This is a genomic window from Caballeronia temeraria (genome assembly GCF_001544795.2).
In the GTDB taxonomy this organism is placed as follows: Bacteria; Pseudomonadota; Gammaproteobacteria; order Burkholderiales; family Burkholderiaceae; genus Caballeronia; species Caballeronia temeraria.
In genome coordinates this window covers 21,175-36,122 of the sequence record NZ_FCOI02000015.1, presented here as the reverse complement: position 1 = coordinate 36,122, position 14,948 = coordinate 21,175, and the positions used below count along the sequence as shown (strand labels likewise).

General features: G+C 62.3%; 14 protein-coding genes and 1 tRNA gene. All 15 read left to right on the top strand.

Annotation, left to right across the window (positions count from 1 at the left end):
* Nucleotides 1-211 precede the first annotated feature (211 nt).
* Nucleotides 212-2,350, top strand: a complete 2,139-nt coding sequence (pnp, locus tag AWB76_RS21415) for a polyribonucleotide nucleotidyltransferase (protein WP_061162149.1) — start codon at nt 212-214, stop codon at nt 2,348-2,350.
* A gap of 188 nt (nt 2,351-2,538) precedes the next feature.
* On the top strand, nt 2,539-3,555 hold the full coding sequence (locus AWB76_RS21410; protein WP_061162148.1) for an NAD(P)H-quinone oxidoreductase: 1,017 nt from the start codon (nt 2,539-2,541) through the stop codon (nt 3,553-3,555).
* Between the two features lie 165 nt (nt 3,556-3,720).
* Nucleotides 3,721-4,494 carry a triose-phosphate isomerase gene (gene tpiA, locus AWB76_RS21405; RefSeq protein ID WP_061162147.1) on the top strand — a complete coding sequence of 258 codons (774 nt, stop codon included), beginning with the start codon at nt 3,721-3,723 and terminating at the stop codon, nt 4,492-4,494.
* Between the two features lie 88 nt (nt 4,495-4,582).
* The gene (secG, locus tag AWB76_RS21400) at nt 4,583-4,948 is read left to right on the top strand and encodes a preprotein translocase subunit SecG (RefSeq protein WP_061162146.1); all 366 of its coding nucleotides are present in this window, start codon (nt 4,583-4,585) and stop codon (nt 4,946-4,948) included.
* A gap of 127 nt (nt 4,949-5,075) precedes the next feature.
* A tRNA-Leu gene (locus tag AWB76_RS21395) sits at nt 5,076-5,160 on the top strand.
* A gap of 214 nt (nt 5,161-5,374) precedes the next feature.
* Entirely contained in the window at nt 5,375-5,734 is a 360-nt protein-coding gene (locus tag AWB76_RS21390) for an NADH-quinone oxidoreductase subunit A (protein WP_041730499.1), read from the top strand.
* Nucleotides 5,735-5,795: 61 nt separating this feature from the next.
* On the top strand, nt 5,796-6,275 hold the full coding sequence (locus tag AWB76_RS21385; protein ID WP_006052903.1) for a NuoB/complex I 20 kDa subunit family protein: 480 nt from the start codon (nt 5,796-5,798) through the stop codon (nt 6,273-6,275).
* Between the two features lie 21 nt (nt 6,276-6,296).
* Nucleotides 6,297-6,899 carry an NADH-quinone oxidoreductase subunit C gene (locus tag AWB76_RS21380; RefSeq protein WP_061162145.1) on the top strand — a complete coding sequence of 201 codons (603 nt, stop codon included), beginning with the start codon at nt 6,297-6,299 and terminating at the stop codon, nt 6,897-6,899.
* Between the two features lie 9 nt (nt 6,900-6,908).
* Nucleotides 6,909-8,162: an NADH-quinone oxidoreductase subunit D gene (locus tag AWB76_RS21375; protein WP_061162144.1), complete on the top strand. Its 1,254-nt coding sequence runs from the start codon at nt 6,909-6,911 to the stop codon at nt 8,160-8,162.
* Between the two features lie 151 nt (nt 8,163-8,313).
* Nucleotides 8,314-8,799, top strand: coding sequence for an NADH-quinone oxidoreductase subunit NuoE (gene nuoE, locus AWB76_RS21370; protein ID WP_061162143.1), 486 nt, complete (start codon nt 8,314-8,316; stop codon nt 8,797-8,799).
* Entirely contained in the window at nt 8,796-10,118 is a 1,323-nt protein-coding gene (gene nuoF / locus AWB76_RS21365; RefSeq protein WP_061162142.1) for an NADH-quinone oxidoreductase subunit NuoF, read from the top strand. The genes nuoE and nuoF overlap by 4 nt, the downstream gene beginning before the upstream one ends.
* A gap of 74 nt (nt 10,119-10,192) precedes the next feature.
* Nucleotides 10,193-12,532, top strand: a complete 2,340-nt coding sequence (nuoG, locus tag AWB76_RS21360) for an NADH-quinone oxidoreductase subunit NuoG (RefSeq protein WP_061162141.1) — start codon at nt 10,193-10,195, stop codon at nt 12,530-12,532.
* Between the two features lie 2 nt (nt 12,533-12,534).
* On the top strand, nt 12,535-13,599 hold the full coding sequence (gene nuoH, locus AWB76_RS21355; protein WP_061162140.1) for an NADH-quinone oxidoreductase subunit NuoH: 1,065 nt from the start codon (nt 12,535-12,537) through the stop codon (nt 13,597-13,599).
* A 24-nt stretch (nt 13,600-13,623) separates the two neighbouring features.
* Nucleotides 13,624-14,112 (top strand): NADH-quinone oxidoreductase subunit NuoI, encoded by a 489-nt coding sequence (gene nuoI / locus AWB76_RS21350; protein ID WP_008341734.1) that lies wholly within the window; start codon nt 13,624-13,626, stop codon nt 14,110-14,112.
* A 153-nt stretch (nt 14,113-14,265) separates the two neighbouring features.
* Nucleotides 14,266-14,943 (top strand): NADH-quinone oxidoreductase subunit J, encoded by a 678-nt coding sequence (locus AWB76_RS21345; RefSeq protein WP_061162139.1) that lies wholly within the window; start codon nt 14,266-14,268, stop codon nt 14,941-14,943.
* Nucleotides 14,944-14,948 lie beyond the last annotated feature (5 nt).

Sequence of the window (14,948 nt, the reverse complement as noted above, 5' to 3'; positions counted from 1 at the left end):
AAGTTTCAGCAGTTCATTGGCTTTATCCCGGATGAAATCGTCCGGTCCGACACTCGGTCCAGCCTCGCAGCGGAGCTTTGTGTCATTCCAGCGCGACGACGTCAATGAGACGCATCGCGCTGGAATGGCATAACACACCTCTCAAGCGTGGCTCCGGACCTTCCCGCACGCGCCAGTCGACCGGCGCGGCGCAAACGTAGAAGGAGTCGAAATGTTCAATAAGATCGTCAAAGAATTTAAGTGGGGACAGCACAACGTCCGCCTCGAAACGGGTGAAATCGCTCGCCAGGCAAGCGGCGCCGTAGTCGTCGATATCGAAGATACCGTCGTGCTCGCGACCGTCGTCGGCGCGAAGACCGCCAAGCCGGGCCAGGATTTCTTCCCGCTGACCGTCGACTACCTCGAAAAGACCTACGCCGCCGGCAAGATTCCGGGCGGCTTCTTCCGTCGCGAAGGCCGTCCGTCGGAAGGTGAAACGCTGACTTCGCGCCTGATCGATCGCCCGCTGCGCCCGCTATTCCCGGAAGGCTTCTACAACGAAGTCCAGGTCGTGATCCACGTCCTGTCGCTGAACCCGGACGTTCCTGCCGACATTCCCGCGCTGATCGGCGCATCCGCCGCGCTCGCCGTGTCGGGGCTGCCGTTCAACGGCCCGGTCGGTGCTGCGCGCGTCGCCTACATCAACAACGAGTACGTGCTGAACCCGACGCGTCCGCAGATGAAGGAATCGGCGCTCGATCTCGTCGTCGCGGGCACGGAGCGCGCGGTGCTGATGGTGGAATCGGAAGCGCAGCAGCTTTCCGAAGAGGTGATGCTCGGCGCGGTCGTGTTCGGCCACGAGCAGATGCAAATCGCCATCGACGCGATCCATGAGCTCGTCCGCGAAGGCGGCAAGCCCGAGTGGGACTGGCAGCCGGCGCCGAAGAATGAAGCGCTGATCGCGCGCGTCACGGAGATCGCCAAGCCGGAACTGGATGCCGCCTATCAGCTGCGCAACAAGCAGGCGCGTTCGGCCAAGCTGAAGGAAGTGTACGCAGCGACCTCGGCGAAGCTGGAAGAAGAAGCCGCCGCGAGCGGCACGGCAGCCGCCGACAAGGCGACGGTCGGCAACGTCCTGTTCGACATCGAAGCGAAGATCGTCCGTACGCAGATCCTGAACGGCGAGCCGCGTATCGACGGCCGTGACACGCGCACGGTTCGTCCGATCGAAATCCGCACGGGCGTGTTGCCGCGTACGCACGGCTCGGCGCTGTTCACGCGCGGCGAGACGCAGGCGATGGTCGTCGCGACGCTCGGCACGAAGGGCGATGAGCAAAGCATCGACGCGCTCGAAGGCGAATACCGCGAACGCTTCATGCTCCACTACAACATGCCGCCGTTCGCGACGGGCGAAACCGGCCGCGTCGGTTCGCCGAAGCGCCGCGAGATCGGCCACGGCCGTCTCGCCAAGCGTGCGCTGGTCGCGTGCCTGCCGAGCGCCGACGAATTCGGCTACTCGATCCGCGTCGTGTCGGAAATCACGGAATCGAACGGTTCGTCGTCGATGGCATCGGTGTGCGGCGGCTGCCTCGCGCTGATGGACGCCGGCGTGCCGATGAAGGCGCACGTCGCGGGCATCGCGATGGGCCTGATCCTCGAAGGCAACAAGTTCGCGGTTCTGACCGACATCCTCGGCGACGAAGATCACCTCGGCGACATGGACTTCAAGGTGGCCGGCACGTCGCAAGGCGTCACGGCGCTGCAGATGGACATCAAGATCCAGGGCATCACGAAGGAAATCATGCAGGTCGCGCTCGCGCAGGCGAAGGAAGGCCGCATGCATATCCTCGGCAAGATGACCGCTGCCGTTCCGCACACGAACACGGAACTGTCGGACTACGCGCCGCGCATGATCACCATCAAGATCAATCCGGAGAAGATCCGCGACGTGATCGGCAAGGGCGGTTCGGTGATCCGCGCGCTGACGGAAGAGACGGGCACGACCATCGACATTTCGGACGACGGCGTCGTGACGATCGCGAGCACGAGCGCGGAAGGCATGGCCGACGCGAAGAAGCGCATCGAGAACATCACGGCGGAAGTGGAAGTCGGCCAGGTCTACGAAGGCCCGGTGCTCAAGCTGCTCGACTTCGGCGCGATCGTGAACATCCTGCCGGGCAAGGACGGTCTGCTGCACATCTCGGAGATCGTCAACGAGCGCGTGAAGGACATCAACGACTATCTGAAGGAAGGCCAGATCGTGAAGGTCAAGGTCATCCAGACGGACGAAAAGGGTCGTGTGCGTCTGTCGGCGAAGGCGCTTCTGAACGAAGGCGCGCAACAGGCGGAACCCACGCACCCGCAGCAGTAATGCGGTAATGTGTAGACGGCCGGCCGCTTTTGCGAGCCGGCCGTTTTCATGTATGACGCTTGGGACGCTATGCATTGTCCGACGCGTCATCGGACTCGATGGCAGTGTGGAGCGCGGATTGCTTCAACGCGCGCGCAGTGCCATCCGGTTCGGATGCACACTAACTCTGATCGGCACAGGGAGAGGCTATGAAGGCCATCGAAATCACTGAGTTTGGCGCACCCGAAGTCCTCAAGCTGGGCGAGCGTCCGACGCCCACGCCGGGCAAGTGCGAAGTGTTGATCAAGGTGGCCGCTTCCGGCGTCAACCGGCCGGACGTGTTCCAGCGCAAGGGCGCGTATGCGCCGCCGCCGGGCGCGTCGGATCTGCCGGGGCTGGAGGTTGCCGGGGAAATCGTCGACGGCGATTTCGATCCGAAGCACAACCCGTTCGGTCTGAAAAAAGGCGATCGCGTGTGCGCGCTGCTCGCCGGCGGCGGATACGCCGAATACGCGGTCGCGCCGCTCGAGCAATGTCTGCCGGTGCCGAAGGGTTTGTCGGACGTCGAGGCGGCCTCCTTGCCGGAGACGTTCTTCACCGTGTGGAGCAACGTGTTCGAGCGCGCGCATCTGGGCGCGGGCGAGAACGGCGAGGAAGAGACGCTGCTCGTGCAGGGCGGATCGAGCGGTATCGGCGTGACGGCGATTCAGATTGCGAAGGCGCTCGGTTTTCGCGTGTTCGCCACGGCCGGAACCGATGAGAAAGGCCGCGCGTGCGAAGCGCTCGGCGCTGAGCGGGCGATCAACTACAAGACGGAAGATTTCGTCGAAGTGGTGAAGTCGCTGACCAACGACCGCGGCGTCGACGTCATTCTCGACATGGTCGCGGGCGATTATCTCCCGCGCGAACTCAAGGCGCTGGCCGATGGCGGGCGCATCTGCGTGATCGCGCTGCTCGGCGGCGCGAAAGCGGAGATCAATCTGAACGACGTGCTGCGCCGGCGTCTCGTCATCACGGGCTCGACGCTGCGTCCGCGTCCGGTCGCATTCAAGGCGAAGCTCGCGGCGAAGCTGAAGGAGCGCGTCTGGCCGGAAATCGAGGCGGGGCGCATCAAGCCGGTGATCCACCAGGTTTTCCCGGCGCACGATGCCTCCGCCGCGCACGCGCTGATGGAAAGCAGCACGCACGTCGGCAAGATCGTGCTCGATTGGCGCGACGACGCCTGATTTTGCGCGCGTCGCGGCGTTTCATTTCGCGACGCGCTTTTGATGGTTTGACCGGTTTCGTCGTAACACAGTAAAATCGCCTGTTTTGCAAGCAGTTTGCGGTTCGTAGCGGTTCATTTTTATAACAGGGCGGCTCTTGCAAGCCGCCGCCGACTGACGAGACATATGTCCAGAGAACGAGCGAAACTGGTGGTGGGCAACTGGAAGATGCACGGCCGCATCGGAGACAATGCGACCTTGCTGACCGAAGTTGCCGCTGGCGCATCGGCTTTGCAGAAGGGCGTGAGCGTCGGCGTGTGCGTGCCGTGTCCTTATCTCGCGCAATCGCAGGCGCTCCTGAGCGGCTCGGTCGTGCGATGGGGCATTCAGGACGTGTCGGCGCATTCGGGTGGTGCATTTACCGGTGAAGTGGCGGCAGAGATGGCGGCGGACTTCGGTGTCACGTACGCAATCGTCGGGCATTCGGAGCGACGCGCGTATCATCGCGAAAGTCCGGAGCTCGTCGCGTCGAAGGCGCAGCGCGCGATCGAAGCGGGGCTTACGCCGATCGTCTGCGTCGGCGAGTCGCTCGAAGAGCGCGAAGCGGGCACGACCGAGAAGATCATCGGCACGCAGCTCGAAGCCGTCTTGCTGGCGCTGACGGAAGAGCAGGCGGCGGGCATCGTCGTCGCGTACGAACCGGTCTGGGCGATCGGCACGGGCAAAACCGCACGGCCGTTGCAGGCACAGGACGTTCATGCGTTCCTGCGTCACAAGCTGCTGGAAAAGGGCGCCGCGGTTGGAAGCGTGCCGCTCCTGTACGGCGGCAGCGTGAAGCCGGAAAACGCGGAAGAGCTGTTCGGGCAAAAGGACATCGACGGCGGGCTGATCGGTGGCGCGTCGCTGAAGTCGAAGGATTTTCTGGCGATCTGCCGGGCGGCGCAAACCGTGGCGCATTGAGCGTCGGGCGGCAAGCGGGCAGGGCAGGCGAAAGAGCATAGTGCGACACGAACGTGTCACGGAAACATCAGGAATCGGGTGAGTTGAAATGCTGTATTTGAAGACATTGATTATCGTCGTCCAGTTGTTGTCGGCGTTGGGCGTCATCGGTCTCGTGCTGCTTCAGCACGGCAAGGGCGCGGACATGGGTGCGGCTTTCGGCAGCGGCGCATCGGGCAGTCTGTTCGGTGCGACGGGGTCGGCCAACTTCCTGTCGCGTACCACGGCGATTCTCGCCGCGGTCTTCTTCGTCACGACGCTGACGCTGACCTATCTCGGCAGCTACAAGCCGCAGACGTCCGCCGGCGTGCTGGGCAGCGCGGCTTCCGTGCCCGCATCGGCGCCGGCTGTGGCTGCATCGGGTGCTTCGGCGCCGGTCGCATCGTCCGCGCCAGGCAATGACGTGCCCAAATAACGACAGAACAGATTTTTCGCGAAATTTGCATTTTGTGCGTTGAACAATTCGTAGGGCCCAGTTATAATTCAAGTCTTGAAGCGATTCGCGGCAATTAAGAAGTAGTTTTCCCGGATTGCAGTACAGTGCCGACGTGGTGAAATTGGTAGACACGCTATCTTGAGGGGGTAGTGGCGAAAGCTGTGCGAGTTCGAGTCTCGCCGTCGGCACCAAAGTTATCCAATGCCAGCCGCTTGCATCGCTTCGGCTGGCATTGTCACTTCTGGAGTACGCTTACATTTTCGCGGCAGTATCGGCACCTACAAAGCGCTTGTCACAGTGTGCTGATATCGTGAGCGGTCCCAAGTGATATCTCCCGCCGGGTGGTCCGTCCCGGCTGAAGGCCCCAACCAGTAACAGACCATATCTACCGATCTGAGGATAGCCTTGAACCTCGCACCCTATTACCCCGTCTTCTTGTTCCTCGTAGTGGGCCTTGGTTTGGGTATAGCGTTGGTCAGTATTGGCAAGATCCTCGGTCCCAACAAGCCCGACACCGAGAAGAACGCGCCGTACGAGTGCGGCTTCGAAGCCTTCGAAGACGCGCGTATGAAGTTCGATGTGCGTTACTATCTCGTCGCGATTCTTTTCATCATTTTCGACCTTGAGACGGCGTTCCTGTTTCCGTGGGGTGTTTCCCTGCGCGATATCGGCTGGCCTGGTTTCATCGCGATGATGATTTTTCTGCTCGAATTTTTGCTCGGTTTCGCCTACATCTGGAGAAAAGGCGGACTCGACTGGGAATGACAGTTAGATCACCGGATTCATGGGCGGCTTTGGCTGGCTGCTCATCTGGAGTGGAAAACAAATGAGTATCGAAGGGGTCTTGAAGGAAGGCTTTGTCACCACCACGGCTGACAAGCTCATCAACTGGACGCGCACCGGCTCCCTGTGGCCGATGACGTTCGGTCTCGCATGTTGCGCGGTCGAGATGATGCACGCGGGCGCCGCCCGTTACGACCTGGACCGTTTCGGCGTCGTGTTTCGCCCGAGTCCGCGTCAGTCTGATGTCATGATCGTCGCGGGCACGCTGTGCAACAAGATGGCGCCTGCACTTCGTAAGGTGTACGACCAGATGGCCGAGCCGCGCTGGGTCATCTCCATGGGTTCGTGCGCAAACGGCGGCGGCTACTATCACTATTCGTATTCCGTCGTGCGCGGCTGCGACCGGATCGTGCCGGTCGACGTGTACGTTCCCGGGTGTCCTCCGACCGCCGAAGCGCTGGTCTACGGCGTGATCCAGCTGCAGGCGAAGATTCGCCGCACCAACACCATCGCCCGTCAGTAAGGGCCTGATTCTCCCCAAACTATGGCAAGCAAACTCGAGACCCTCAAAGCGAACCTCGAGACGGCCTTTGGCGGCCGTCTCCAGAGCATTACCGAGTCGCTGGGTCAGGTGACGGTCGTCGTCAAGGCGGCCAACTATCTGGACGTCTGCAAGCAGCTGCGCGATGACCCGTCGCTGCGCTTCGAGCAGCTCATGGACCTCTCCGGCGTCGATTACTCGACCTACGGCGACGGCGCCTACGACGGTCCGCGTTTCGCGGCCGTCAGCCATCTTCTCTCGATCACGAACAACTGGCGCGTGCGCGTGCGCGTATTCGCTCCGGACGACGAAGTGCCCATCGTGCCTTCGGTGGTCGACATCTGGTCGTCGGCGAACTGGTACGAGCGTGAAGCGTTCGACCTCTACGGCATCGTGTTCGAAGGCCATCCGGACTTGCGCCGCATTCTCACGGACTACGGTTTCATCGGCCATCCGTTCCGCAAGGACTTCCCGATCTCCGGCTACGTCGAAATGCGTTACGACCCGGAAGAGAAGCGCGTGGTCTATCAGCCGGTGACGATCGAACCGCGTGAAATCACGCCGCGCGTGATTCGCGAAGATCGCTATGGCGGTCTGAAACATTAAGAGAACGCCATGGCAGAGATCAAGAACTACACGCTGAACTTTGGCCCGCAACACCCGGCAGCACACGGCGTGCTGCGCCTGGTGCTGGAACTCGATGGCGAAGTGATTCAGCGCGCCGACCCGCACATCGGTCTGCTGCATCGCGCGACCGAGAAGCTGGCCGAAACCAAGACTTTCCTGCAGTCCGTGCCGTACATGGACCGTCTCGACTACGTGTCGATGATGGTCAACGAGCACGGCTATGTGATGGCGATCGAGAAGCTGCTCGGCATCGACGTGCCGGTGCGCGCGAAGTACATCCGCGTGCTGTTCGACGAGATCACGCGCGTGCTGAACCACCTGATGTGGATCGGCTCGCACGCGCTCGACGTCGGCGCGATGGCGGTGTTCCTCTACGCGTTCCGCGAGCGCGAAGATCTGATGGACGTCTACGAGGCGGTGTCGGGCGCGCGCATGCACGCGGCTTACTATCGTCCGGGCGGTGTCTATCGCGATCTGCCGGACGCGATGCCGCAATACAAGGCATCGAAGATCCGCAACGCGAAGGCGCTCGACAGAATGAACGAGAAACGCCAGGGCTCGTTGCTCGACTTCATCGAGGACTTCTTCAAGCGCTTCCCGAGCTGTGTCGACGAGTACGAAACGCTGCTCACCGACAATCGCATCTGGAAGCAGCGTCTCGTGGGCATCGGTGTGGTGAGCCCGGAGCGCGCGCTGCAAATGGGCTTGAGCGGCGCGATGCTGCGTGGTTCGGGCATCGAGTGGGATCTGCGCAAGAAGCAGCCGTACGAAGTGTACGATCAGCTCGACTTCGACATCCCCGTTGGCGTGAACGGCGACTGCTACGACCGCTATCTGGTGCGCGTGGAAGAAATGCGTCAGTCGACGCGCATCGCCCAACAGTGCATTGCGTGGCTGCGCAAGAATCCTGGCCCTGTGATGGTCGATAATCACAAGGTTGCACCGCCGTCGCGCGTCGGCATGAAGAGCAACATGGAAGAGCTGATTCACCACTTCAAGCTCTTCACCGAAGGCTTCCACGTGCCGGAAGGCGAGACGTACGCGGCTGTCGAGCACCCGAAGGGCGAGTTCGGCATCTACCTGATCTCGGATGGCGCGAACAAGCCGTATCGCCTGAAGATTCGCGCGCCGGGCTATGCGCATCTCGCATCGCTCGACGAAATGGCGCGAGGCCACATGATCGCCGACGCTGTGACGATCATCGGTACGCAAGACATCGTGTTCGGCGAGATCGATCGCTGATTCATCGCCGCCTGCGCGGTGCGCTCGTCGAGCCGCCGCGCAAGAGAATGCGAAGGCAATAACCGGAACCCGCAGGAACGCCAGGTCTGCCGCAATACGAAGGGCGCGGCAGGTTTTCGTTCGGTAGGAATTGAAAGAGTCGTGTCTGAAAATGATCTCAGCTGAAGGCCTGAAAGAAATCGATCGCGCGGTCGCGAAGTATCCCGCCGAGCAAAAGCAATCGGCGGTGATGGCGGCGCTCGCTGTCGCTCAGGAAGAGCATGGTTGGCTCTCGCCCGAAATCATGCAGTTCGTGGCCGATTACCTGAGCATGCCGCCCGTCGCGGTGCAGGAAGTCGCCACGTTCTACACGATGTACGAGCTGAAGCCGGTCGGTCAGCACAAGATCACGCTCTGCACGAATCTGCCTTGCCAGCTCGGTCCGGACGGCGGTTCGGACAGCGCCGCCGAATATCTCAAGCAAAAGCTTGGAATCGATTTCGGCGAGACCACCGCGGACGGCAAGTTCACGCTGAAGGAAGGCGAGTGCTTCGGCGCCTGTGGCGACGCACCCGTGATGCTCGTGAACAACCATCGCATGTGCAGCTTCATGAGCCGCGAGAAGATCGACCAGTTGATCGAGGAACTTTCGAAATGACGTCACTTCACGATCGTCACATCAAGCCGCTGATCCTCGCTGGCCTTAACGGCGAGAACTGGCATCTCGAAGATTACGTCGCGCGCGGCGGCTACAAGCAGCTGCGCCGCATTCTCGAAGAAAAGAGTCCGCCCGAGCAGGTGATCGCCGACGTCAAGGCGTCGGGTCTGCGCGGCCGCGGCGGTGCGGGCTTCCCGACCGGCCTGAAGTGGAGCTTCATGCCGCGTCAGTTTCCGGGACAGAAGTATCTCGTCTGCAACTCGGACGAAGGCGAGCCGGGCACGTTCAAGGATCGCGACATCCTGCGCTGGAATCCGCATTCGCTGATCGAAGGCATGGCCATCGGCGCGTACGCGATGGGCATCACCGTCGGCTACAACTACATTCACGGCGAGATTTTCGAGGTCTATCGCGTGTTCGAGGCGGCGCTGGAAGAAGCGCGCCAGGCCGGTTATCTCGGTGCGAACATTCTGGGCTCGGGCTTCTCATTCCAACTGTATGCGCACCACGGTTACGGCGCGTATATCTGCGGTGAAGAAACCGCGCTGCTCGAATCGCTGGAAGGCAAGAAGGGCCAGCCGCGCTTCAAGCCGCCGTTCCCGGCGAGCTTCGGCGTGTATGGCAAGCCAACCACCATCAACAACACCGAGACGTTCGCGGCGGTTCCGTTCCTGCTGGAAATCGGCCCGCAGAATTATCTCGAGCTCGGCAAGCCGAACAACGGCGGCACGAAGATCTTCTCCGTGTCGGGCGACGTCAATCGTCCGGGCAACTACGAAGTTCCGCTCGGCACGCCGTTCTCGACGCTGATGGAGCTGGCGGGCGGCGTGCGCGGCAAGTCGATCAAGGCCGTGATTCCGGGCGGCTCGTCCGCGCCGGTCGTGCCGGGCGACATGATGCTCGCAACCGACATGGACTACGATTCGATCGCGAAGGCCGGCTCCATGTTGGGCTCGGGCGCGGTCATCGTTATGAACGAAACGCGCTGCATGGTGCGCTCGCTGTTGCGCCTGTCGTACTTCTACTATGAAGAGTCGTGCGGCCAGTGCACGCCGTGCCGCGAAGGTACGGGCTGGCTGTATCGCGTGGTGCATCGCATCGAGCATGGTCTCGGCCGCAAGGAAGATCTGGATCTGCTGAATTCGGTCGCGGAAAACATCATGGGCCGCACGATCTGCGCGCTCGGCGATGCAGCGGCGATGCCCGTGCGCGGCATGCTCAAGCACTTCTGGGACGAATTCGAATATCACGTCGAGCACAAACACTGTCTCGTCGGCGGGCACGAGCATCACGCGGCGTCCGAAGCGCTTACCGCGTAATCAGGGCGCGCAGTCAGATGCGCGGCAAGGGTTGAGAAGGGTCGAGAGACAAGGGTTGAGGATATCTATCCATCATGGTTGAACTAGAAATTGACGGCAAGACGGTCGAGGTGCCTGAAGGCAGCATGGTGATCCAGGCTGCGCATAAGGTCGACACGTACATTCCTCACTTCTGCTATCACAAGAAGCTGTCGATCGCGGCGAACTGCCGGATGTGTCTCGTCGAAGTCGAGAAGATGCCGAAGGCCGTGCCGGCCTGCGCCACGCCCGTATCGAACGGCATGGTCGTGCGCACGACGTCCGACAAGGCCGTGAAGGCGCAGCAGTCGGTGATGGAATTCCTGCTGATCAACCATCCGCTCGATTGCCCGATCTGCGATCAGGGCGGCGAGTGCCAGTTGCAGGATCTGGCCGTCGGTTACGGCAAGTCGCAATCGCGCTACAGCGAAGAAAAGCGCGTGGTGTTCCACAAGAACGTCGGCCCGCTCATCTCGATGGAAGAGATGTCGCGCTGCATCCACTGCACGCGTTGCGTGCGCTTCGGCCAGGAAGTCGCCGGCGTGATGGAGCTCGGCATGCTGGGCCGCGGCGAGCATTCGGAAATCACGTCGTTCGTCGGCAAGACGGTAAATTCGGAACTGTCGGGCAACATGATCGATCTGTGCCCGGTCGGCGCGCTCACGAGCAAGCCGTTCCGCTACAGCGCGCGGACGTGGGAACTGTCGCGCCGCAAGTCGGTGAGCCCGCACGATTCCGTCGGCGCGAACCTCGTGGTGCAGGTAAAGAACAACCGCGTGATGCGCGTTCTGCCGATGGAGAACGAAGCCATCAACGAATGCTGGATCTCGGACAAGGACCGTTTCTCGTACGAAGGCCTGAACGGCGACGAGCGTCTCACCACGCCGATGCTGAAGCAGGGCGGCAACTGGATCGAAACTGACTGGCAGACCGCGCTCGAGTACGTCGCGAAGGGGCTGAAGGGCATCAAGGCGGATCATGGCGCGAACGCCATCGCCGCACTGGCCACGCCGCACAGCACGGTCGAAGAACTGCATCTGCTCAAGGCATTGGCCGAAGGCGTCGGTACGCCGAACGTCGATTTCCGTCTGCGTCAGAACGATTTCTCGGCGCCGGCCGGCATCGGTGCGCCGTGGCTCGGCACGAAGATCGCGGATCTGTCGACCATCGACACCGCGTTCGTCATCGGCTCGTTCCTGCGCCGCGATCATCCGCTGTTCGCCGCGCGTCTGCGGCAGGCCGCGAAGAACGGCGCGAAGATCACATTCCTCAACGCGAGCAACGACGACTCGCTGATCCCGACCGCGCATCGCCTGGTCGCGGCGCCGTCGGCGTGGCTGGATCAACTGGCCGCCATCGCTGCTGCGGTGTCGGAAGCGCGCGGCGTCGCGCTGCCGGACGCGTTCGCGGGCCGCGAAGTGTCGGCGGCTGCGAAGGACGTCGCGGCATCGCTGTCGGCGGGCGAAGAGCGCGTCGTGCTGCTCGGCAACATCGCGGTTCAGCATCCGGACTTTGCACAGATTCAGGCGGCGGCCCAGTGGATCGCCGACAATACCGGCGCGACGCTCGGCTTCCTCACGGAAGGCGCGAACTCGGTCGGCGCGCATCTCGTCGATGCCTTGCCGGGCGAGGGCGGTCTCAACGCACGCGAAGTGTTCGAGCAGCCGCGCAAGGGTTACGTGCTGCTGAACGCCGAACCGGAATACGACACGGCCAATCCGGCGCAAGCCATCGCCGCGCTGAAGGCCGCGGAAATGGTCGTCGTGATGTCGCCGTTCAAGCACGGCATGGACTACGCGGACGTGCTGCTGCCCGTCGCGCCGTTCACGGAAACGTCGGGCACGTTCGTCAACGCGGAAGGCACGGCACAGTCGTTCAACGGCGTCGTGCGCGCGCTGGGCGACACGCGTCCGGGCTGGAAGGTGCTGCGCGTGCTGGGCACGATCCTGGGTCTGCCGGGCTTCGAGTTCGACACGGCTGAAGAAGTGCGCGTCGCGGCGCTCGGTACGGGCGACCTCACGGCGCGTCTGTCGAACAAGACGACGGTGACGGCCGTGCGCGCCGCATCGAAGGTTGCGGTGAACGGCAGCGGCCTGCAGCGTCTCGCCGATGTGCCGATCTATCACGCCGATGCGCTCGTGCGCCGCGCGCCGTCGCTGCATCTGACGGCAGCCGCACGCGATGCGAACGTGGCGGGCCTCCCGACCGCGCTCTTCGACAAGCTCGGCCTGAAGGACGGCGAGGCAGTGCGTATCCGCCAAGGCAATCTGTCGGTGACGTTACCCGCGGTCCGCGACGCGAATCTCGCGGAATCGGTGGTCCGCGTGTCGGCGGGCACGACGGCTGGCGCCGCGCTCGGCGGCCTGTTCGGTGAACTGGTAGTGGAGAAGGCGTAAAAATGGGCTTGTTCGATACGATCAACGCAGGCGGCACGCAGCTTCTCGGCGTCGCATGGCCGACGGTGTGGGCGGTGGTCCGCATCCTGGTGGTTTCGGTGGTCATCCTGCTGTGCGTGGCGTACCTGATTCTGTGGGAACGCAAGCTCATCGGCTGGATGCACGTGCGTCTCGGCCCGAACCGCGTCGGTCCGGCTGGTTTGCTGCAGCCGATCGCGGACGTGCTGAAGCTGCTGCTGAAGGAAGTCATTCAGCCGACGCAGGCGAGCAAGTGGATCTACGTGATCGCGCCGATCATGACCGTGGTGCCCGCATTCGCGGTGTGGGCGGTGATCCCGTTCCAGGCGCAGGCCGTGCTCGGCGACGTCAACGCGGGTCTGCTGTACGTAATGGCGATTTCGTCGATCGGCGTGTACGGCGTGATTCTCGCGGGCTGGGCGTCGAACTCGAAGTACGCGTTCCTCGGCGCGATGCGCGCGGCGGCGCAGATGGTGTCCTACGAAATCTCGATGGGCTTCGCGCTCGTCGTCGTGCTGATGGTCGCGGGCACGCTGAACATGTCCGACATCGTGCACTCGCAGCAGCGCGGCATGTTCGCCGGCTGGGGCGTCAACTTCCTGTCGTGGAACTGGCTGCCGCTCCTGCCGATGTTCGTCGTGTACTTCATTTCGGGCATTGCTGAAACGAACCGTCACCCGTTCGACGTGGTGGAAGGCGAATCGGAAATCGTCGCGGGTCACATGATCGATTACTCCGGCATGGCGTTCGCGCTGTTCTTCCTGGCCGAGTACATCAACATGATCGTGATCTCCGCGATCGCGACGACGCTGTTCCTCGGCGGCTGGGACGCACCGTTCGGCTTCCTGTCGTTCATTCCGGGCGTATTCTGGTTCGCCTTCAAGATTTTCCTGCTGCTGTCGGTGTTCATCTGGGCGCGCGCGACTTTCCCGCGTTACCGCTACGACCAGATTATGCGTCTGGGCTGGAAGGTGTTCCTGCCGGTGTCGGTGATCTGGGTGGTCGTGGTCGGTTTCTGGATCATGTCGCCGCTCAACATCTGGAAGTAACGCGACGAAAGCGACGAAACCATCATGAACGCTATTCAGAACTTCTTCAAAACCTTCTTCCTCACCGAACTGCTGAAGGGTCTCGCGCTGACCGGACGTTACACGTTCCAGCGCAAGATCACGGTGCAGTTCCCGGAAGAAAAGACCCCGATCTCGCCGCGTTTTCGCGGCCTGCACGCGCTGCGCCGTTATGAAAACGGCGAAGAGCGCTGCATCGCCTGCAAGCTGTGCGAAGCGGTGTGCCCGGCGATGGCGATCACGATCGAATCGGAAACGCGCGCGGACAACACCCGTCGCACGACGCGCTACGACATCGACCTGACCAAGTGCATCTTCTGCGGTTTCTGCGAAGAGAGCTGCCCGGTCGATTCGATCGTCGAAACGCACATCCTCGAGTATCACGGCGAAAAGCGCGGCGACCTGTATTTCACGAAGGACATGCTGCTCGCGGTGGGCGATCGCTACGAGACGGAAATTGCCGCATCGAAGGCGGCAGACGCGCCTTATCGTTGATAGGCGTTCGATGCCGGCGCCACGCGTTCCGGCATCGGCTGAAGCGATTTTGTAGTTGCTGTTTGGCACTCTGCGGCGCGCGCCGAGGGCGGCTCCTGTCCGAAAGCGCCGACACACCATGCCTGATGATGGCCTAACGATGAACCGGTAATCATGGAATTCACAACCGTACTGTTCTATATCTTCGCGCTGCTGCTGGTCGTTTCCGCGCTGAAGGTGATCACTTCGCGCAACCCGGTGTCGTCCGCGCTCTTCCTCGTGCTCTCGTTCTTCAACGCGGCCGCGATCTGGATGCTGCTGCAAGCCGAATTCCTCGCGATCCTGCTGGTTCTCGTGTATGTCGGCGCCGTGATGGTGCTGTTCCTGTTCGTGGTCATGATGCTCGACATCAACATCGATGTCCTGCGCAAGGATTTCAAGCGCTTCGTGCCGCTCGCGAGCATCGTCGGCGCGATCATCGTGATCGAGACGGCGCTGATCCTGTGGCACGGCTACGGCGGCACGGTCACGCCCGAGACGTCGACGGCGGTGACCGGCGCGGCGCTGATGCCGAACACGCAGCTGATCGGCAAGGTCATCTACACGGACTACATCTTCGCGTTCGAAATCGCCGGCCTCGTGCTGCTGGTCGCGATCATCGCGGCGATCTCGCTCACGATCCGCGACAAGAAGGACAAGAAGACGCAAACCGTCAGCCAGCAGGTCAAGGTGCGTGCCGCGGATCGCGTGCGCATCGTGAAGATGCAGGCCGAGAAAGAAGCGCCCGACGCTTCGACGGAACCCGCGGTGACCGGCAACATCGGCGCGGGCACGGTCGACAACAAGGGCTGAGCGGA